Genomic DNA, 19,053 nt, shown 5'->3' with positions numbered 1-19,053 from the left:
CACGCTGAACCGCGTGACCCTGAATCTCCGTACCGCCGCGCCCCTGTGCGTCGCCCTCAGCATCTGCGCGCTGCTCGTGGTTCCCGGCAACTTCCCCGGGCTGAACGGCGACGCCCGGATCACGCTCGCCGTGTTCGCACTCGCGACCTGTGCGTGGATCGGGACGTCGATCGACGACACGTACATCGCGCTCGGCGCGGGCCTCGCGCTCACCGCGACGGGCGTGATCAGCAGCGAGACGCTGTTCAGCACGCTGGGCGACGAGACGGTGTGGCTGCTGATCTGCGCGTTCGTGCTCGCCGCCGCCGTGGCCCGCAGCGGGCTCGCGGGGCGGGCGGCGGCGTTCCTGGTCAGCGGGGCGCGCGGCGTACGGCAGTTGACGCATCTGACGACCGCGGCGCTCGTCGTCACCGCCTTCGCGGTCCCGGCCACCTCGGGCCGCGCGGCGCTCGCGCTGCCCGCCTTCCTGGCCCTCGCGAAGGTGCTGGCCGACCGGCGCCGGCTGGTCGTGATGCTGGCGCTGCTCTTCCCGACGGTCATCCTGCTCTCCGCCGTCGCGACGCTGATCGGCGCGGGCGCGCACCTCATCACCGTGTCCGTGTTGTGGGAGGCGACGGGCGAACGGATCGGCTTCACGGAGTGGCTGCTGCTCGGCCTGCCGCTCGCCATCGCCTCCTCCCACCTGGCGGCGGAGGCCGTGCTGTTGACGACGACGCGGCGCGCGGACCGCGAGGGCCCGGTGCGGATCACGCTCGACGAGCTCCAGGAGCACAGCGAGCAGCCGGTCACCGGCCCCTGGGGGCCGGCCGAGACCCGCTGCGCCCTGCTCCTCGCCACGGTCGTCGCCCTGTGGTGCAGTGAACCGCTGCACCAAGTGCCGCCCGCCGTCGTCGCACTGATCGGCGCGGTGGTCGCGGCCTCCCCCGCGCTCGGCACCGTACGGCTGAAGGACGCGCTCGGTACGGTCCCGTGGTCGCTGCTCCTGTTCATGGCGGCGACGATGGCGATGGGCGTCGCGCTCGCCGAGTCCGGCGCCGCGAAGTGGCTGGTGGGCGGGGTCCCCCTGGACGTACTGCCCTGGCTGTTCCTCGCCGTGGTGATCGCGGTGAGCACGGCCGCCCACCTGATCCTCCAGTCCCGCCCGGCCCGCTCCTCCGTGCTCGTGCCACTGGTCATGGCGGCGGCGGTCGGCCTACAGCTCGATCCTGCCCGCCCCGGTGACGCTCGCGGAGGCGCTGGGCCGGGGCGGCGAGTTCCTCACCGACGCCACCGAACGGGCCCTGCGCATGATCCTGCTGGGCAGCCGGCTCGCCCCGCGCGATCAGGCGTTGGTGGTGTCCGGCACGCAGCGACCGTCCTCGGTGCGGTAGCTCCAGCGGGCACCGTCGCGCACGAGCTCCTTCACGGCGGACACGAAGCGCTCCACGTGCTCGTCGGGCGTCCCGGCGCCGAAGCTGACGCGGATGGCGTTGAGCGACTTCTCGCCCGGCGCGGCCTCCGGGGCGCCGCACTCGCCCTGCTGCTGCGGGTCGGAGCCGAGCAGCGTGCGCACCAGCGGGTGGGCGCAGAACAGGCCGTCGCGGACCCCGATCCCGTACTCGGCGGAGAGCGCGGCGGCGAAGTGCGAGGAGTTCCAGCCCTCGACGACGAACGAGAGCACGCCCACACGCGGCGCCTCGTCGCCGAACAGGGAGAGCACCTGCACCTCGGGCACCTCCGCGAGCCCGTCCTGGACCTTGCGGATCAGGTACTGCTCGCGGGCGACGAGGTTGTCGAACCCGGCCTCGGTGAGCGCCTTGCAGGCGGAGGCGATGGAGTACACACCGATGACGTTCGGGGAACCGGCCTCGTGGCGGGCCGCGGTGGTCTGCCACTCGACGTCGACGCCGCCGTCGACGCGCCGCGCCACCTTCTTGGAGGCGCCGCCACCGGCGAGGTACGGCTCGGCGGCCGTCAGCCAGTCGGAGCGGCCCGCGAGCACGCCCGAGCCGAACGGGGCGTACAGCTTGTGCCCGGAGAAGGCGACCCAGTCGACGTCCAGGTCCTGCACGGAGACGGGGTGATGGGGCGCGAGCTGCGCGGCGTCGAGCACGATGCGGGCACCGTGCGCGTGAGCGGCCGCCGCGAGCTCGCGCACCGGCCAGAGCTCACCGGTGACGTTGGAGGCACCGGTGACACAGACGAGGGCGGGGCCGTACGGGTCGCGCTCGGCGAGGGCGCGCTCCAGGGTGTCGACGGCCTCGCCGGGCGTGCGGGGCGCGTTGAGGTACGTGACCCGCGCGTCGCGCCACGGCAGCAGCGAGGCGTGGTGCTCGGTCTCGTAGACGAACACCTGGCAGTCGGCGGGCAGCGCGGCGGCGAGCAGGTTGAGCGAGTCGGTGGTCGAGCGGGTGAAGACGACCTGGTCGTCCTCGCGACAGCCGAGGAACTCGGCGACGGCGACCCGGGAGTTCTCGAACAGGTCGGTGGACAACTGCGAGAGGTACCCGGCGCCGCGGTGCACGCTGCCGTAGTACGGCGCGTAGGCGGCGACGTCGTCCCACACCCGCTGGAGGGCCGGCGCGCTGGCGGCGTAGTCGAGAGCGGCGTACGTGACCTCGCCACCGGTGACGAGCGGCACGGTGACGTCCCGGCCGAGGACGGCGAGCGGGGCCGCGGTCTCAGCGGGGGCCGAGGTACAGGCGGCGGCGTCGACGGAAACAGACATGGGTGAACTCCCTGGCGCGGTAAGCGAATTGACCATGCCGGAGCGCTGAGCGACAGGGCTCGACAGCACGGAAAGAAAGATGGAACGGGTACGCGGAGGCGGGGCCGAAACGCCCTACCGCATTCGCTTGCTCACGAGACTGCTCCCTTGAGGACCAGGACCCCAGGGTTGCGAGGGGTCCGCGCTTGCCACGCGCCTTGCTGCGCACGGCCTGGTCTTCACCCAGGGCACCCCGCCACGGACGGAGGGTTGCCGGACAGCGGGCTGGGGCCTCGATCGCTGTCACTCATGACCTTGGAAAGCATCCTGCCACAGGTCTCACCAACAGCAAGGGCGCAGTCCAAAATCTGGACTGCGCCCTGCGTCACACCATGAACGCGCCTACCGGTTGCTGGCCGCCACCCACCGCTCCAGCGCGGTCTTCGCCGCCCCGGAGTCGATCGACTCGGCGGCCCGGTCCATGCCGGCCCTGATCTGCTCGACGAGCGTGCCCTCGCCGGGCCGCACGGCCACCAGCGCCGCCGCCGAGTTCAGCAGCACCGCGTCGCGCACGGGCCCCCGCTCGCCGTCGAGCAGGCGCCGGGCCACCTCCGCGTTGTACGAGGGGTCGCCGCCGCGCAGCGCCTCGATGGGCACCACGTTGATGCCGACGTCGCGCGGGTCGAAGGACTCCTCGCGCACGGCGCCGTCGCGCACCACCCACACGCGCGAGGTCCCGGTGGTGGTCAGCTCGTCGAGACCGTCGTCGCCGCGGAACACCAGGGAGGAGTTGCCGCGCTCGGCGAAGACCCCGGCCACGATCGGCGCCATCCGGGCATCGGCGACGCCGACGGCCTGCGCCTTCACCTTGGCCGGATTGGTGAGCGGACCAAGCAGGTTGAAGACGGTGCGGATGCCGAGCTGGCCGCGGGCGGCGCCCGCGTAGCGCAGGGCGGGGTGGAACTTGATGGCGAAGCAGAACGTGATGCCCGCTTCCTCGGCGACCTCGGGCACCCGCTTCGGCGACAGGTCGAGATTGACGCCCAGCTTCTCCAGGACGTCGGAGGATCCGGAGGCGGAGGACGCGGCGCGGTTGCCGTGCTTGACGACCTTGGCGCCGGTGCCCGCGACGACGATCGCGGACATCGTGGAGATGTTGACCGTCTTGGCGCCGTCGCCGCCGGTACCGACGATGTCGACGGTCTCGCCGGGCACATCGATCACATTGGCGTGCTCGTACATGCCGCGTACGAGGCCGGAGATCTCCTGCACGGTCTCGCCCTTGGCGCGCAGCGCCACCGCGAACCCGGCGATCTGCGCGTCGGTCGCCTCGCCACGCATGATCCGGTCCATCGCCCACGCGGTGTCGTCTGCGCTCTGGTCGCGGCCTTCCAGCAGGCCGTTCAGGACGGCGGGCCAGGAACGGCCCGCCGCGGTGTCGCCTCCAGCGGGGTTCAAAGCGCTCATGGCCGCTCCTGTGTGCATCTGTGGGTCGAAAGGTGCTGCGGTCCCACCCTATCCAGGTCCAGGGACCGCAAAGAGCCCCCGTCCAGGCAATGGACGAGGGCTCCCGCTGTGGCTTACAGCGACGGATCAGAGATCAGTGGTGGCCGTGGCCGCTGGTGATCTCCTTGTACTCCTCGGCGGTCGGCTTCGGGATCTGGTTGTTCTCCCCGTAGTAACCGCGCGAGAGCTTGCCGCGCAGCTTCTGCAGCCGCGTGACCTTGCGCTCGACACCGTTCTCGTCGACCGTCGGGCCGATCTCGACCGGCGCGTACTGCTCGTGCGCCGTGAGCGTGTGCAGGGCCTCCTGGTCGAGCGGCTCGTGCACCTCGATGAACTCACCGTGCGGCAGGCGCTTGATGATGCCGGACTCGCGTCCGTGCAGCACCTTGTCCTTGTCGCGGCGCTGGAGGCCGAGGCAGATCCGCTTGGTGACGATGAAGGCGATGACCGGTCCGACGAAGAACGCGATCCGGACGAACCAGGTGATCGCATTGATCGACAGGTGGAAGTGCGTGGCCCAGAGGTCGTTTCCACCACCGATGAGCAGCACCAAGTACCAGGTGATCCACGCGACACCGAACGCCGTACGCGTCGGAGCGTTGCGCGGGCGGTCCAGGATGTGGTGCTCGCGCTTGTCGCCGGTGACCCAGGCCTCGATGAACGGGTAGACCGCGATCGCGACCAGGACCAGCGGGAAGATCACGACCAGCGGGATGGCCACGCCCAGGACGAGCGTGTGACCCCAGAAGTCGATCTCCCAGCCCGGCATCACACGGATCAGGCCCTCGGAGAAGCCCATGTACCAGTCCGGCTGGGCGCCCGTGGACACCTGGTCGGGTCGGTACGGACCGATGGCCCAGATCGGGTTGATCGTGGCGATCGCGGCGACCACCGCGATGACACCGAAGACCAGGAAGAAGAAGCCGCCCGCCTTGGCCATGTAGACCGGGAGCAGCGGCATGCCCACGACGTTCTTGTTGGTCTTTCCGGCACCCGCGAACTGCGTGTGCTTGTGGTAGAAGACCAGGATCAGGTGCGCCGCCATCAGGCCGAGCATGATGCCCGGCAACAGCAGGATGTGGATCGAGTAGAACCGCGCGACGAAGTCGCCGCCCGGGAACTCTCCGCCGAACAGGAAGAACGACATGTACGTGCCGACGATCGGCACGGACAGGATCGCGCCCTCCATGAAGCGGACACCGGTACCGGAGAGCAGGTCGTCCGGGAGCGAGTAACCGGTGAAGCCGGTGAACATGCCCAGGACGAACAGCAGGAAGCCGAACAGCCAGTTGACCTCACGCGGCTTGCGGAACGCACCCGTGAAGAACACGCGCATCATGTGCACGAACATGCCCGCGAGGAAGATCAGCGCGGCCCAGTGGTGGATCTGACGGATCAGCAGGCCACCGCGCACATCGAAGGAGATGTGCATCGTCGAGTTGAAGGCCTCCGACATCAGCTGCCCCTGGAGCGGGACGTAGCTGCCGTCGTAGGTGACCTCGTTCATCGACGGGTGGAAGAACAGCGTCAGATACACACCCGTGAGGATGATGATGATGAAGCTGTACATGCAGATCTCGCCGAGCATGAAGGACCAGTGGTCCGGAAAGATCTTGCGCATGTTGGACTTGGCCAGGGAGTAGATCCCCAGACGTCCGTCGGCCCAGTCGGCTACACGCTCGCCGGCCGGTGCCTTCTCGCGCGCAGGCGCGTCGTTCGTCGTCGTAGTACTCATCCGCGCTCCCAGAAGGCAGGACCGACGGGCTCAGCGAATTCGCTCAGCGCCTCGAGGTGACCCTCTTCGTTGACGCCGATGCGCAGCTGCGGCAGCGCGTGACCGGCCGGACCGAAGATCACCCGGGCACCGTCGGAGAGGTCGAAGGTGGACTGGTGGCACGGGCACAGCGCGTGGTGCGTCTGCTGCTCGTACAGGGAGATCGGGCAACCCACGTGGGTGCAGATCTTCGAGTACGCCACGATGCCCTCGTGGGACCACTCGAGTTCCTGCTTGTCCTTGATGTTCTCCGGCTGAATCCGGACGAGCATCAGGGCGTCCTTGGCGATGTTCGTCTGGAAGTCCTCGTCGTGCTCCTCCAGGCCCTCGGGCTTGGCGAAGGTGAGCGAGCCGACCGCGATGTCCGAAGGCAGCAGCGGCTCGTTCGTGTTCATGTTGACGAGGGTCAGGCCCTTCTTCCACGACGTGGTGCGCAGCTTCTTCTCGGGCAGCGGCCCGAGGTCACGAAGCAGCACCACACCGGAGAGGGGCACCAGCGCGAGAGCGCCGAACAGGGTGTTGCGGATCAGCTTGCGCCGGCCGAACTGCGACTCACGGGCGCCGTCGGCGAAGTCCTGGAGGACCTTCGCCTTGACCTCGGGCTCCGCCTCGATCGGGTGCCGCTCCTGGATGACCTCTTCGTCGGACATCAGGGTGCGGGCCCAGTGGACCGCGCCCGCGCCGATGCAGAACAGCGCCACACCGAGGGTCGTACCCAGCGCGAAGTTCAGCGCGCTGATGTGACCCAGCGGGAAGATGTAGACGCTCGTATCGACGTCGATGGTGACGTACGAGGCGATGAACCCGACGGTCGCCAGCATGGACACCATGAACAGGAAGGCAACGACGCGCTCGGACCGCTTGGCGGCCCGCTCGTCGATGTCCTGGATCCGGTGCTCGTGGGGCGGCAGACCCGGGTCGGTGAAGGGCTCGTCCTTCACCGCGACCGAGCCGTGCTCCTCGGCTTCCTGCTCAGTGGGCAGGTTCTCTTCTGGAATGTCTTGGCTACTCATGACTTCTTGGCCTTTGCGGTCCGAGCGGCAACCCAGATGGCGACGGCGATCAGACCGCCAAGACCGAAGATCCAGGCGAACAGGCCCTCACTGACCGGGCCGAGCCCGCCCAGCTTGAGTCCACCGGGGCTCTCGGTCTTGTCACCATTGACCGCGTCGAGGTACGCGATGATGTCCTTCTTGTTCTGCTTGGTCATCGTCGTGTCCGGGAACGACGGCATGTTCTGCGGGCCGGTCTGCATGGCCTCGTAGATGTGCTTCGGGGCCACACCCTCAAGGCTCGGTGCGAACTTGCCGTGTGTCAGCGCGCCACCCTCACCGGTGAAGTTGTGGCACTGGGCGCAGTTGGTGCGGAACAGCTCGCCACCCTTGGCGATGTCCGCGCCGTTGGCGCTGTAGTCCTTGTCGGTCGGCGCGACCGGACCGGCACCGAGCGACGCGACGTACGCCGCGAGCTGGTCGATCTCGGCCTGCGAGTAGATGACCTTCTTCTTCGGGACCTGCGCGCCCGGCTGCTGGGCCGGCATACGGCCGGTGCCGACCTGGAAGTCGACGGCGGCGGAGCCGACGCCCACGAGGCTCGGCCCGTCGGAGGTGCCCTGACCGCCGGTTCCGTGGCAGCTGGCGCAGCCGACGGAATAGAGCTTCTTGCCCTCGTCGATGGCGAGGGACTGGGCGGTTTCATCGGCCTGCGCCTTGTCCGCGGGTGCGAACGCGGCGTACAGCCCCCCGGTGGCCGCCAGCGCGAGGAGTAGGACGACGACCGCCGCCAGCGGATGGCGTCGTCGTGCGGAGAGCTTTTTCACGGATTACCCCGGTGTCAGGATCTTCTGCGTCGGTGCTGCGGAAATGTGTCGGGTTCTTCGCCCGATGCTGTGATCGTCGAACTACTTGATCAGGTAGATCGTGGCGAAGAGGCCGATCCAGACGACGTCGACGAAGTGCCAGTAATAGGACACGACGATGGCGGCCGTCGCCTGATGGTGGGTGAACCTCCGGGCCGCGTACGTCCTGCCGAGGACGAACAGGAAGGCGATGAGGCCACCTGTCACGTGCATGCCGTGGAAGCCGGTGGTCAGGTAGAACACCGAGCCGTACGGGTCGGAGGAGAGCGAGAGCCCATCCTTCTTGACCAGCTCGGTGTACTCGTAGACCTGACCGCCGATGAAGATCGCACCCATGATGAAGGTGACGATGAACCACGACCGGAGCTTCTTCACGTCGCCGCGCTCAGCGGCGAACACGCCCATCTGGCACGTGAGTGAGGAGAGCACCAGGATCGTGGTGTTCGTCGCGGAGAACGGAAGGTTCAGCGCATGCGCCATTTCCTTCCAGTGATCCGGTCCGGTCACCGATCGCAGGGTGAAGTACATCGCGAAGAGGGCCGCGAAGAACATCAGCTCGGAACTCAGCCAGATGATGGTTCCGACGCTGGTGAGGTTCGGTCGATTGACCGACGGGTGCGCGTGCCCGGTTTCTACTGTCGTTGCTGTCGCCACGACCGACATTATGTCGGTCGCTTATCTCGCCCTCACTCCGGGGGGTGCCGTTCGGAGTGTCTGGGGGGTGTGTCCAGCCCATATGGCCCATCGGAGCCGTGTGCGAACCGGTGTTGACGGGGTGTCGGGAGGAGTAGGCTCCGCGGCACGGATCACCGTACAGACGCCCTTGGACGCCGAAGTCTTCGGAGGAACGATGCAGTCGACCGCGACGGTTCTGGTCTACAGCGACGACGCCAACACCCGAGAGCAGGTGCGCCTCGCGACCGGCCGACGGCCCGCGTCCGACGTCCCAGAGGTGCAGTTCATCGAATGCGCGACGCCTGCGGCCGTCCTGAAGGAGCTGGACCGGGGCGGGATCGACGTCTGCGTCCTGGACGGCGAGGCCGTTCCCGCGGGCGGCATGGGCGTGTGCCGGCAGATCAAGGACGAGATCTTCCACTGCCCGCCGGTGCTGCTCCTGATCGGCCGCCCGCAGGACGCGTGGCTGGCGACGTGGAGCCGCGCTGAGGCGGCTGTGACGCTCCCTGTGGAGCCCGTGGAGTTCGCCGAGGCCCTGGCCTCCCTGCTGCGCTCCCGGCTCGCCGTGGGCGCCTGACAGGCCCCGCACGCGCCGACTCCCGTACGCCGGCGGCGTACGGGAGTCGGAAGTCACACCGTTGATCCTGCCGGGCGGTCTCAGACCTCGGGGCTGAGCCGTGCCTGCTGGGCCGGGTCGGGCTTGTCGGCCTTCTTCGTCAAGGCGCTGCCCGCCTTCCACTTCTTCCAGCTGACGTTCCAGTCCCCGAACCCGTTTCCGAACGGGTCCATCTCCGCGCCGTAGCTGTTGACGACCTTCACGATGTCGCCCTGGCGCACGGTGTCGTAGAACCAGGCGGCGTTGTTGGTGCTCATGCCCGTGCAGCCGTGGCTGACGTTCGCGGAGCCCTGCGAGCCGACGGACCAGGGCGCGGCGTGCACGTACTCGCCGCTCCAGGTGACGCGGGTCGCGTAGTACACCGGCAGGTCGTACGAGTCCGAGGAGCCCTCGGAGATGCCGATCGTCTCGCCGCGCATCCGTACGTAGTACTCCTTGCCGAGCACCACCTTGACGCCGTTGCGGGTCTCGAAGCCGGCCTTGCCGGTCGTGACCGGCATGGAGTTGATCTCCTTGCCGTTGCGGTAGACCGTCATGGAGTGCGCGGAGGCGTCCGTGACGGCCACGATGCGGTCACCCGTACTGATGGTCAGCGGCTTGGAGCTGCCGCCCCACAGCCCGTCCCGGATCTTCACCCCGTCCAGCCTGCTGGTGGCGGTGATCTTCGCCTGGGTGGGCCAGTACCCCTTCGGGCGGTAGTGCAGTTCGGTGCTGTCGACCCAGTACCAGGAGCCGTCCACGGCGGGCTTGGAGTCGACCTTCAGGGAACGCTCCACCAGCGCGCGGGACTTCTCGTCCCGGACGGGCTTGTTGAGTTCCGCTGTGATCGGCTGTCCGACGCCGTACGTGCCCTTCTGCGGGCCGAACGTGACCTTGAGGGCCTTCTCCTTGGTGGGGCGGCCCGTGTCGAAGTCGAGGACCTTGCGGCCGGGCCCGCCGTCCTCGTCCTCCGTGCTCACCCGCACCGTGTAGCGGGTGTTCGCCGTCAGCGGGGCGGTGGTGTGCCACCTCGTGCCGTCGGCGGAGAGTTCGCCCGCCACATAGCGGCCCAGGGCGTCCTGGGCGGTGACGTCGGTGATCCGGGACTCGTCGCCCTGGGCGGTGACCTCGAGCGGCTTGTCCGGGTCGGCCTTCTTGGTGCCGCCCGCGGGGCCGTTGAAGGAGATCTGGCTCGCCGCGTCGTACGGCTTGGCGGAGAGCGGATGGCTGGAGTTGCCGCATGCCGCTGTGCTCGCACCGAGTGCGGCCACCAGCACGGTGCAGCCCAGAACCGTACGGATACGCGGTGAGTGGTTCATGAACTCACCGTAAGAAGGAACGCCCGGTCCAGCGCGGCGAGTGAGCCGCACGGGGCATGCGAAGGGCCCGGACGCCCCGTCAGGAGTGTCCGGGCCCTTCGCGTTACGGAAGTTCCGTACCGGTCAGCCGGGGCTCACTGGTTCTGGTTCTCACCGCGGTAGTACTCGAAGACCCAGCCCCACAGGCCGAACATGATGATCGGGGCCGAGAAGTACAGCAGCCACCAGCCGATGGCCACGGCCAGGAAGGCGAGCGCGCCGCCGACACCCAGCGCGAGCGGCTGCCAGGAGTGCGGGCTGAAGAAGCCCACCTCGCCGGCGTCGTCCGCGACGTCGGCCTCCTTGTTGTCCTGGGCGCCGGTGTCGACACGCCGGGCCGTGAAGGCCAGGTAGTAGCCGACCATGATGCACAGGCCGAACGCCAGGAAGAGCGCCGTCGTACCGGCCGGCTCCTTCGACCACACGCCGTAGACACCGGCCATGATCAGGACGAAGAGGCTCAGCCAGATGAACATCTTGCCTTGGACCTTCACTTGCCGGCCTCCTTAGCAAGCGCCTTGTCGCCGTGCCCGGCGTTCTCCAGCTGGTCCAGCGCGGCGATCTCCGGGTGGTGGAGGTCGAACGCCGGGGATTCCGAACGGATGCGCGGCAGCGTGAGGAAGTTGTGCCGCGGGGGCGGGCACGAGGTGGCCCACTCCAGGGAGCGGCCGTAACCCCACGGGTCGTCGACCTCGACCTTCTTGCCGTACTTGGCGGTCTTCCAGACGTTGTAGAAGAACGGCAGGATCGACAGGCCGAGCAGGAACGAGGAGATCGTCGAGATCGTGTTCAGCGCGGTGAAGCCGTCGGCCGCGAGGTAGTCCGCGTAACGACGCGGCATGCCCTCGACGCCCAGCCAGTGCTGCACCAGGAACGTGCCGTGGAAGCCGATGAACAGCGTCCAGAAGGTGATCTTGCCAAGGCGCTCGTCGAGCATCTTGCCGGTCATCTTCGGCCACCAGAAGTGGAAGCCGGCGAACATCGCGAAGACCACGGTGCCGAACACCACGTAGTGGAAGTGCGCCACCACGAAGTACGAGTCCGAGACGTGGAAGTCGAGCGGCGGGGCCGCCAGGATGACGCCCGTCAGACCACCGAAGGTGAAGGTGATCAGGAAGCCGATCGTCCAGAGCATCGGTGTCTCGAAGGACAGCGAGCCCTTCCACATCGTTCCGATCCAGTTGAAGAACTTCACGCCCGTTGGCACGGCGATGAGGAACGTCATGAAGGAGAAGAACGGAAGCAGCACGCCACCGGTGACGTACATGTGGTGCGCCCACACCGTCACGGAGAGGCCGGCGATCGCGATCGTCGCGCCGATGAGGCCGGAGTAACCGAACATCGGCTTGCGCGAGAACACTGGGATGACTTCGGAAATGATTCCGAAGAATGGCAGGGCGATGATGTACACCTCTGGGTGTCCGAAGAACCAGAAGAGGTGTTGCCAGAGCAATGCTCCGCCATTACTGGCATTGAATACCTGGGCACCGAACTTGCGGTCCGCCTCCAGGGCGAACAGCGCGGCGGCGAGCACCGGGAAGGCCAGCAGGACCAGCACACCGGTCAGCAGCACGTTCCACACGAAGATCGGCATCCGGAACATCGTCATGCCGGGAGCGCGCATGCAGATGATCGTGGTGATGAAGTTGACCGAGCCGAGGATGGTGCCGAAGCCGGAGAAGGCCAGACCCATGATCCACATGTCGGCGCCGATGCCCGGCGAGCGGACCGCGTCCGACAGCGGGCTGTAGGCGAACCAGCCGAAGTCGGCGGCGCCCTGCGGCGTGAGGAAGCCACCCACCGCGATGAGCGAGCCGAACAGGTACAGCCAGTAGGCGAACATGTTCAGCCGCGGGAACGCGACGTCGGGGGCACCGATCTGGAGCGGCATGATCCAGTTCGCGAAGCCGGAGAACAGCGGCGTCGCGAACATCAGCAGCATGATCGTGCCGTGCATCGTGAACGCCTGGTTGAACTGCTCGTTCGACATGATCTGCGTGCCGGGACGGGCCAGTTCGGCGCGCATGAAGAGCGCCATGACTCCGCCGATGCAGAAGAACGCGAACGACGTGACCAGGTAAAGCGTGCCGATCGTCTTGTGGTCAGTGGTCGTCAGCCACTTGATCACCGTTGCGCCGGGGTGCTTGGGCCGGACCGGCAGCTCGTTCTCGTACGAGTCGCTTGCTGCCGCGGCACCCTGGGGTTCGTTGAGGATGCTCACAGGTTCTTCGTCTCCCGGTCCTTCTCGTGGTCCGTCTGGGCGATGCCAGCCGGGACGTAACCGGTCTGCCCCTTCTTCGCGAGGTCCTTCAGGTGCTGCTGGTAGCGCTCAGGAGAGACGACCTTCACGTTGAACAGCATCCGGGAGTGGTCGACGCCGCAGAGCTCGGCGCACTTGCCCAGGAAGGTCCCCTCCTTGTTGGGGGTCACCTCGAAGGAGTTGGTGTGGCCCGGAACGACGTCCTGCTTCATCAGGAACGGAACCACCCAGAAGGAGTGGATGACGTCGCGCGAAGTCAGAACGAAGCGGACCTTCTCGCCCTTGGGGAGCCAGAGGGTCGGACCGGGGTTGTTGGTCTGCGGGTTCCGCTCGCCAGGAGTACCGACCTCGTAGACACCACCGGCGTTCGCCGGGAAGTCCTCCTTGAAGCGCTTCGGAATCGCCGAGAGCTCCTTGGAGGTCTTGGCGTCACCGTCGACACCCGGCACGTTCTCGACGTAGTTGAAGCCCCAGCTCCACTGGTAGCCGACCACGTTGACGGTGTGCGCGGGCTTGTCTTCGAGCTTCAGAAGCTTCGACTCGTCGCGCGCGGTGAAGTAGAAGAGGACCGACACGATGATGAGCGGAACCACCGTGTAGAGGGCCTCGAGCGGCATGTTGTACCGCGTCTGCGTCGGAACCTCGATCTTGGTGCGGCTGCGCCGGTGGAAGATGACACTCCACAGGATCAGACCCCACACCAGCACGCCCGTGGCGAGCGCTGCCGCCCACGAGCCCTGCCAGAGGGAGAGGATCCTAGGGGCCTCTTCCGTAACCGGGGTGGGCATACCAAGACGAGGGAAGTCCTTGTATGTGCAACCTGTTGCGGTAACCAGGATCAGGCCCGCAGTCAGCACCTGCGGCAGCTTCCGCCGCATCGGGCGCCGCGACGAGCGGTCGGAGCCGTTGGGACTCACGTAGCGCCTTCCCGAGAGTCTCGCCCGCGCTCTTTGGTTGGCTACGGCCGCCATCTCGCTGGTCGCTCGCCGCCCTGGCACACGGGCAGGGGTTTGGATGTTTATGCGGACCAAACCCTACTGGACGCTATTTGGGGTTGCGCGGGGAGGGTGCCTAACGCGCCGCGGGTCACTCCGAAGGGTGGGATCGGGCCGTGTTTGGGGGTTTCTGACGGTGGGTCGGGGGGCGCCTTTTTTGGGGGGACGGGGGCTGGTTGGCGGCGGGGTGTGGTCGGGCGTGGTGGGCGTGCTCGGTTCCTCGCGCCCCTGGGGAGACGGGGGCCGCCACCCCGGAGGGCGCGGTCGGGCGTGGTTGGGCGCGCAGTTCCCCGCGCCCCTGGGGAGGCGGGGCCAGGCCGCCCCGGCAGGTAGTGGGTGGGCGTGGTTGGCGTGCGCGGTTTCCGCGCCCATAGGAAAGGGGGGTAAGCCACCCCGGAGGGTGGAGGCGTTTCGTGGCGGAGTCGCTGATGGTGTCGGGGTGCGCCCCTGGAGGTGTCGCTTCCCCGTCGAGCCGTAGCGTTGACGCGTGTCGTACTTCGATGTGGCCTCGGCCGCTCCTCTGCATTCCGTTGCCCGGCAGGCGTTGCAGGCCTCGCTCGACGAGGGGTGGGCCGATCCGTCGCGTTTGTACCGCGAGGGGCGGCGGGCGCGGTTGTTGCTCGATGCCGCGCGGGAGGCCGCCGCCGAGGCCGTGGGGTGCCGGCCCGACGAGCTGGTGTTCGCGTCGTCCGGGACCCGCGCGGTGCACGACGGCGTGGCGGGGGCGCTCGCGGGGCGACGGCGCGCCGGAAAGCACCTGGTCGTGTCAGCCGTCGAACACTCTTCCGTGCTCCATTCGGCCGCGGCGCACGAAGGTCTCGGCGGGTCGGTGACGCAGGTCGGCGTGGGGCGCGAAGGGCGCGTCGACGTCGAGGCGTTCCGGGACGCGCTGCGGGAGGGCACCGCGCTGGCCTGTCTGCAGTCCGCCAACCATGAGGTGGGGACGGAGCAGCCCGTCGCCGAGGTGGCCGAGGCGTGTCGGGCCGCCGGGGTGCCGTTGTTCGTGGATGCTGCGCAGTCGTTGGCGTGGGGGCCGGTGGCGGGCGAGTGGTCGTTGCTCGCCGGGAGTGCTCATAAATGGGGCGGGCCGGCGGGAGTCGGGCTGCTCGTCGTAAAGAAGGGGACCCGGTTCGCGCCCCAAGGGCCCGCCGACGAGCGGGAGTCGGGGCGGGCCTCCGGGTTCGAGAACATTCCGGGCATCGTGGCCGCGGCCGCCTCACTGCGGGCCGTACGGGCCGAGGCCGCCGGAGAGGCGGCGCGGCTGCGCGAGTTGACGGAGCGGATCAGGGCGCGGGTGCCGGAGCTGGTGCCGGAGGTGGAGGTCGTCGGGGATCCGGTGCGACGACTGCCGCACGTGGTGACGTTCTCCTGTCTGTACGTCGACGGGGAGAGCCTGCTGCACGGGCTCGACCGCGCCGGTTTCTCCGTTTCGTCCGGGTCGTCCTGTACCAGCAGCACGCTGACGCCCAGCCATGTGCTGCGCGCGATGGGCGTCGTGAGCGAGGGGAACGTACGGGTGTCGCTGCCGCTGGGCGCGGAGGCCACCGAGGTCGAGCGGTTCCTCGACGTGCTGCCGGGCGTGGTGGGCGAGGTGCGGGAGAAGCTGGGCGCACCGGTGGCCGGGGCGGAGGGCACGGCCGAGGCCGTGACGGTGGATGCGCTGGGCATGACCTGCCCGCAGCCGGTCATCGAACTGGGCCGCGCGATCGGCCGGGTACGGGTGGGCGGCACGGTGACCGTCCTCGCCGACGACGAGGTGGCAGCCGTCGACATCCCCGCATGGTGCTTCACCCAGGGCCACGAGTACGTGGGAGCGGAGCAGCGTGAATCGGGCGGCGCCCTTTATACGGTGCGGCGGGGCATTTAGGGGCGCGGGGCTGTATCGATGTGCGGCTCCGCCGCGTGGGCGCAAACGCGACCACAGAAGAAACCGCGGCCGCGCTGCTCGACGAAAGAACAGCAACGGCCGCGGCCCCGCCGAAGGCGTCAGCCCAGGTGCGCCTCGACCTCGACAGCGGCGGCGTCCCCGTAGGCCTTGCGGAACCGGTCCATGAACGGCGCGCGCCGCAGCTCGTACTCCTGCGTGCCGAGCGTCTCGATGACCAGCGTCGCGAGCATGCAGCCGACCTGCGCCGCCCGCTCGTGCCCGACGCCCCACGCCAGACCCGACAGGAAGCCCGCGCGGAACGCGTCGCCGACGCCCGTCGGGTCGACCTTGGCGTCCTCCTCCGGGACACCGACCTCGACCGGGTCCTCGCCGGCCTTCTCGATGCGCACACCGCGCGCGCCGAGCGTGGTGACGCGGTGGCCGACCTTGCCGAGGATCTCCTCGTCGGTCCAGCCGGTCTTGGACTCGATGAGGCCCTTCTCGTACTCGTTGGAGAAGAGGTACGTGGCGCCTTCGAGGAGCGTCCGGATCTCCTCGCCGTCCATGCGCGCGATCTGCTGCGAGAAGTCGGCGGCGAACGGGATGGAGCGCGAGCGGCACTCCTCGGTGTGCCGGAGCATCGCCTCCGGGTCGTCCGCGCCGATGAGGACCAGGTCGAGGCCGTCCACGCGGTCCGCGACGGTCTTCAGCTCGATGAGCCGGGCCTCGCTCATGGCACCCGTGTAGAAGGAGCCGATCTGGTTGTGGTCGGCGTCCGTGGTGCACACGAAGCGGGCCGTCTGCAGGGTCTCGGAGATCCGGACGGACTCCGTGTCCACGCCGTGGCGGTCGAGCCACGCGCGGTACTCGTCGAAGTCCGAACCGGCGGCGCCCACCAGGATCGGGCTCGTGCCGAGCTGCCCCATGCCGAAGGCGATGTTGGGGCCGACGCCGCCGCGTCGTACGTCGAGGGCGTCGACGAGGAAGGAGAGGGAGACCGTGTGCAGCTGGTCCGCGACCAGCTGGTCGGCGAAACGGCCGGGGAAGGTCATCAGGTGGTCGGTGGCGATGGAGCCGGTGACTGCGATTCGCACGGCGTGAGATCGCTTCCTGCGAGGGGAGGGATTGACGCTTCACGCTACCCGTTGGGAACGCGTGCGTTGAAGTAGGGGAAATGCCTGATAGCGGGTCTTTCTTCGGATGTCACCCCAGGGCTACCGTGCCGTCATGACCTACGACGTGTCAGGCATGGTCCAGGACGATCTCGCGGCGCTGCGCTGCGACTGTGTCCGGATGCTTCCGCACTGGGTGACACCGCCGGCGCCGTGGGAGGTCGAGCGGCCCGGCGCGGCGCACCGGCCCGCCGGGATTCACGGGGTCGTGGTGCCCGAGTCGTCGGCGCGACTGATCGACTCCATGGCCGGTTTCGGCGACTGACGGCTTCCGGAAGGGAACCGCCCGCACGCACGCCCCGTCCCATCGGTGTCCCCGGCGCGAAGGAGCGATGCGGTGAGCAGCGAAGAGCGGACGCGGGAGCGTCTCGGGCGACGGCGCACGGCGGCTGTCGTGTCGGTCGCGGCGGCCGTCCTGCTGGCCGGTGGCGGCGGCGCGTATCTGGCGACGAACGCGATGGGCGGCTCCGACGACGAGGGCCCGGCCCGGCCCGGCGGCACCGGCACTCCCCCGCCGCTCGCCCTGGACGGCTATTCCGGCGCCGCCCCCTCGTCCGGTACGGCGCCGCCGCCCGGCATCGCGCCCGGCGAACCCGACCCGAACGGCACCCGCTACCAGGCGACCGGCGATCTCCCGGCGGGCCCCGGGAAGGCGCCCGTCTACCGGGCGCACGGCGAGGTGACCGCCGCCGAGGCCACCGCACTCGCCGAGGCCCTCGACATCGAAGGGAAGCCCGAGCGGGCCGGTGACGCCTGGAAGGTGGGCCCCGCGAAGGACGGTTCGGGGCCCTCGTTGCAGGTGAGCCGGGAGGCGCCGGGGAGCTGGACGTACTCCCGGTACGCGCCGTCCGCCGACGGCAAGTGCGGGGGCGTGGCGAAGTGCGGCGATCCCGAGGGCGGGCGGGCGGTGAGCGAGGCCGCCGCGAAGCGGGCCGCCGCGCCGGTCCTGAAGGCCCTCGGGCAGGACGACGCGAAGCTGGACGCGAAGCAGCTCATGGGCGCCACCCGTGTGGTGAACGCCGACCCGACGGTCGGCGGGCTGCCGACGTACGGCTGGTCGACCGGCATCCAGGTCGGTTCGGACGGTCAAGTGGTGGGCGGCAGCGGCCGGTTGAAGGCGCCGGACAAGGGCGCCACGTATCCGACGGTGGGAGCGCGCCAGGCCCTTGAGCGGATGAACGGGGCGGCCGGCGGGGGCCGGGTGTCCATCGGCGGGTGCGCGAGTCCGGTGCCGCTGGACGGGGGCAAGGACGCGGACTGTGCCTCCGCGCCCCCGAAACCGTCGACGGTCGATGTCACCGGCGCGACGTTCGGGCTGGCCGCGCACACCGTCGGGGGCCGGCAGGCACTGGTGCCGGCGTGGCTGTTCGAGGTGCGGCCCGACGGGGCCGACACCGGCTTCACGGTGACGTATCCGGCGGTGGAGCCCCGGTACCTCGCGGCGCCGAAGAGTGCGCGGCCGTCCCCTTCGGAGCCCTCCGGCAAGGCGGGCGGCGGCGACGACACCCGCACCGTGCGCGTCCAGGGATACATCGCCAAGGGCAGGACCGTGACCCTGCACTTCACCGGCGGGGTGTGCTCGAAGTACGCGGCCTCGGCGGACGAGTCCGGGGGCCGGGTGAGCGTACAGGTCACCGAGACGCGGAAGAAGGGCACCGTCTGCGTACAGATGGCGAAGTTCTATACGTTGCCGGTGACACTGGACGCTCCGCTCGGCGAGCGCAAGGTGGTGACTGCCGACGGGTCGGCCGTGCCGAACGCGCAGAAGAACGCGCCGGGCGGGGTCGAGCCGGCGCCGCGCGACTGAGCGCCCGCAGCAATGCCGAAGGGGCGGCCCCAGTGGGGCCGCCCCTTCGCGCCTTACCGCTGTACGGCTTAGCTGAACGAGTCGCCACAGGCGCAGGAGCCCGTCGCGTTCGGGTTGTCGATCGTGAAGCCCTGCTTCTCGATGGTGTCGACGAAGTCGATGGAGGCGCCGCCCAGGTACGGGGCGGACATGCGGTCGGTGACGACCTTCACGCCACCGAAGTCCTTGACGACGTCACCGTCGAGCGAGCGCTCGTCGAAGAAGAGCTGGTAGCGCAGGCCGGAGCAGCCACCGGGCTGAACAGCCACACGCAGGGCCAGGTCGTCACGGCCTTCCTGGTCGAGCAGAGCCTTGACCTTGGCGGCGGCTTCGTCGCTGAGGATGATGCCGTCGCTGACGGTGGTGGTCTCGTCCGATACGGACATCTACATCTCTCCCGGGTTGTTCGGAGACTGCTTGCCGACCATTGCAACCGGCAAAGGCCCGGATCCATTCCGGGT

Annotated in this window: 16 protein-coding genes, 2 pseudogenes and 1 riboswitch; of the genes and pseudogenes, 6 read left to right on the top strand and 12 right to left on the bottom strand. The window is 68.9% G+C overall.

The genetic code is table 11. The features are described 5' to 3' along the window. Positions 1-13: 13 nt before the first annotated feature. Positions 14-1,207 (top strand): annotated as a pseudogene (locus tag ACIA8D_RS35435) (SLC13 family permease); the annotation flags it as partial. Next, positions 1,191-1,370 (top strand): annotated as a pseudogene (locus tag ACIA8D_RS35430) (glycerate kinase); the annotation flags it as partial. The pseudogenes ACIA8D_RS35435 and ACIA8D_RS35430, both read left to right, overlap by 17 nt. Here the strand turns inward: ACIA8D_RS35430 and ACIA8D_RS35425 are convergent. The 6 genes from ACIA8D_RS35425 to ACIA8D_RS35400 all read right to left on the bottom strand — a co-directional run bounded on the left by ACIA8D_RS35425 (position 1,322) and on the right by ACIA8D_RS35400 (position 8,487). Continuing rightward, positions 1,322-2,707 carry an aminotransferase class V-fold PLP-dependent enzyme gene (locus ACIA8D_RS35425; protein ID WP_399238393.1) on the bottom strand — a complete coding sequence of 462 codons (1,386 nt, stop codon included), beginning with the start codon at positions 2,705-2,707 and terminating at the stop codon, positions 1,322-1,324. The pseudogene ACIA8D_RS35430 and the gene ACIA8D_RS35425 sit on opposite strands and share 49 nt — an antisense overlap. A 176-nt stretch (positions 2,708-2,883) precedes the next feature. Beyond that, a riboswitch (SAM riboswitch) is annotated at positions 2,884-3,001 on the bottom strand. An 87-nt stretch (positions 3,002-3,088) separates the two neighbouring features. After that, positions 3,089-4,153: an anthranilate phosphoribosyltransferase gene (gene trpD, locus ACIA8D_RS35420; protein WP_399238391.1), complete on the bottom strand. Its 1,065-nt coding sequence runs from the start codon at positions 4,151-4,153 to the stop codon at positions 3,089-3,091. 133 nt (positions 4,154-4,286) lie between these two features. Then, positions 4,287-5,927 carry a cytochrome bc complex cytochrome b subunit gene (locus tag ACIA8D_RS35415; protein ID WP_399238389.1) on the bottom strand — a complete coding sequence of 547 codons (1,641 nt, stop codon included), beginning with the start codon at positions 5,925-5,927 and terminating at the stop codon, positions 4,287-4,289. Then, positions 5,924-6,979, bottom strand: coding sequence for a Rieske 2Fe-2S domain-containing protein (locus ACIA8D_RS35410; RefSeq protein WP_399238386.1), 1,056 nt, complete (start codon positions 6,977-6,979; stop codon positions 5,924-5,926). Before ACIA8D_RS35410 ends, ACIA8D_RS35415 begins: the two co-directional genes overlap by 4 nt. Next, on the bottom strand, positions 6,976-7,785 hold the full coding sequence (locus ACIA8D_RS35405; protein ID WP_399238384.1) for a c-type cytochrome: 810 nt from the start codon (positions 7,783-7,785) through the stop codon (positions 6,976-6,978). The genes ACIA8D_RS35410 and ACIA8D_RS35405 overlap by 4 nt, the downstream gene beginning before the upstream one ends. Before the next feature lie 81 nt (positions 7,786-7,866). Beyond that, the gene (locus tag ACIA8D_RS35400; protein WP_326014682.1) at positions 7,867-8,487 is read right to left on the bottom strand and encodes a heme-copper oxidase subunit III; all 621 of its coding nucleotides are present in this window, start codon (positions 8,485-8,487) and stop codon (positions 7,867-7,869) included. A 187-nt stretch (positions 8,488-8,674) separates the two neighbouring features. Here ACIA8D_RS35400 and ACIA8D_RS35395 point away from each other — a divergent pair, with 187 nt between their 5' ends. After that, a complete protein-coding gene (locus ACIA8D_RS35395; RefSeq protein ID WP_399238382.1) occupies positions 8,675-9,076 on the top strand; it encodes a hypothetical protein in 402 nt (133 codons plus the stop codon). Positions 9,077-9,156: 80 nt separating this feature from the next. Here the strand turns inward: ACIA8D_RS35395 and ACIA8D_RS35390 are convergent, their stop codons facing one another. The 4 genes from ACIA8D_RS35390 to coxB all read right to left on the bottom strand — a co-directional run bounded on the left by ACIA8D_RS35390 (position 9,157) and on the right by coxB (position 13,629). Further along, positions 9,157-10,413 carry an Ig-like domain-containing protein gene (locus ACIA8D_RS35390; RefSeq protein ID WP_399238380.1) on the bottom strand — a complete coding sequence of 419 codons (1,257 nt, stop codon included), beginning with the start codon at positions 10,411-10,413 and terminating at the stop codon, positions 9,157-9,159. A 134-nt stretch (positions 10,414-10,547) separates the two neighbouring features. Then, positions 10,548-10,946 (bottom strand): cytochrome c oxidase subunit 4, encoded by a 399-nt coding sequence (locus tag ACIA8D_RS35385; RefSeq protein ID WP_266720452.1) that lies wholly within the window; start codon positions 10,944-10,946, stop codon positions 10,548-10,550. Further along, positions 10,943-12,673 carry a cytochrome c oxidase subunit I gene (ctaD, locus tag ACIA8D_RS35380; protein WP_399238378.1) on the bottom strand — a complete coding sequence of 577 codons (1,731 nt, stop codon included), beginning with the start codon at positions 12,671-12,673 and terminating at the stop codon, positions 10,943-10,945. The genes ACIA8D_RS35385 and ctaD overlap by 4 nt, the downstream gene beginning before the upstream one ends. Next, a complete protein-coding gene (gene coxB, locus ACIA8D_RS35375; protein ID WP_399238376.1) occupies positions 12,670-13,629 on the bottom strand; it encodes a cytochrome c oxidase subunit II in 960 nt (319 codons plus the stop codon). Before coxB ends, ctaD begins: the two co-directional genes overlap by 4 nt. Before the next feature lie 565 nt (positions 13,630-14,194). On the opposite strand from coxB, the gene ACIA8D_RS35370 reads away from it, so the two are divergent. After that, positions 14,195-15,574: a cysteine desulfurase/sulfurtransferase TusA family protein gene (locus tag ACIA8D_RS35370; protein ID WP_399238374.1), complete on the top strand. Its 1,380-nt coding sequence runs from the start codon at positions 14,195-14,197 to the stop codon at positions 15,572-15,574. Positions 15,575-15,693: 119 nt separating this feature from the next. On the opposite strand, the gene ACIA8D_RS35365 is transcribed toward ACIA8D_RS35370, so the two are convergent. After that, the gene (locus ACIA8D_RS35365) at positions 15,694-16,668 is read right to left on the bottom strand and encodes a carbohydrate kinase family protein (RefSeq protein WP_399238372.1); all 975 of its coding nucleotides are present in this window, start codon (positions 16,666-16,668) and stop codon (positions 15,694-15,696) included. A gap of 133 nt (positions 16,669-16,801) precedes the next feature. Between ACIA8D_RS35365 and ACIA8D_RS35360 the strand changes: the two genes are divergently transcribed. Continuing rightward, positions 16,802-17,011 (top strand): hypothetical protein, encoded by a 210-nt coding sequence (locus ACIA8D_RS35360; RefSeq protein WP_399238370.1) that lies wholly within the window; start codon positions 16,802-16,804, stop codon positions 17,009-17,011. 72 nt (positions 17,012-17,083) lie between these two features. Beyond that, positions 17,084-18,553 (top strand): hypothetical protein, encoded by a 1,470-nt coding sequence (locus ACIA8D_RS35355; RefSeq protein ID WP_399238368.1) that lies wholly within the window; start codon positions 17,084-17,086, stop codon positions 18,551-18,553. 68 nt (positions 18,554-18,621) lie between these two features. On the opposite strand, the gene ACIA8D_RS35350 is transcribed toward ACIA8D_RS35355, so the two are convergent. Further along, positions 18,622-18,978, bottom strand: coding sequence for an iron-sulfur cluster assembly accessory protein (locus ACIA8D_RS35350; protein ID WP_111661853.1), 357 nt, complete (start codon positions 18,976-18,978; stop codon positions 18,622-18,624). Positions 18,979-19,053 lie beyond the last annotated feature (75 nt).

This window comes from Streptomyces sp. NPDC051684 (genome assembly GCF_044453445.1).
In the GTDB taxonomy this organism is placed as follows: Bacteria; Actinomycetota; Actinomycetes; order Streptomycetales; family Streptomycetaceae; genus Streptomyces.
Note: the sequence above shows the minus strand (reverse complement) of the source record. Positions and strands in the feature narration are given on the sequence as shown.

Coding starts and splice junctions, on each gene's coding strand:
- ACIA8D_RS35425 (WP_399238393.1), bottom strand. CDS start 2,707: ATGTCTGTTTCCGTCGACGCCGCCGCCTGTACCTCGGCCCCCGCTGAG.
- trpD (WP_399238391.1), bottom strand. CDS start 4,153: ATGAGCGCTTTGAACCCCGCTGGAGGCGACACCGCGGCGGGCCGTTCC.
- ACIA8D_RS35415 (WP_399238389.1), bottom strand. CDS start 5,927: ATGAGTACTACGACGACGAACGACGCGCCTGCGCGCGAGAAGGCACCG.
- ACIA8D_RS35410 (WP_399238386.1), bottom strand. CDS start 6,979: ATGAGTAGCCAAGACATTCCAGAAGAGAACCTGCCCACTGAGCAGGAA.
- ACIA8D_RS35400 (WP_326014682.1), bottom strand. CDS start 8,487: ATGTCGGTCGTGGCGACAGCAACGACAGTAGAAACCGGGCACGCGCAC.
- ACIA8D_RS35395 (WP_399238382.1), top strand. CDS start 8,675: ATGCAGTCGACCGCGACGGTTCTGGTCTACAGCGACGACGCCAACACC.
- ACIA8D_RS35390 (WP_399238380.1), bottom strand. CDS start 10,413: ATGAACCACTCACCGCGTATCCGTACGGTTCTGGGCTGCACCGTGCTG.
- ACIA8D_RS35360 (WP_399238370.1), top strand. CDS start 16,802: ATGACCTACGACGTGTCAGGCATGGTCCAGGACGATCTCGCGGCGCTG.
- ACIA8D_RS35350 (WP_111661853.1), bottom strand. CDS start 18,978: ATGTCCGTATCGGACGAGACCACCACCGTCAGCGACGGCATCATCCTC.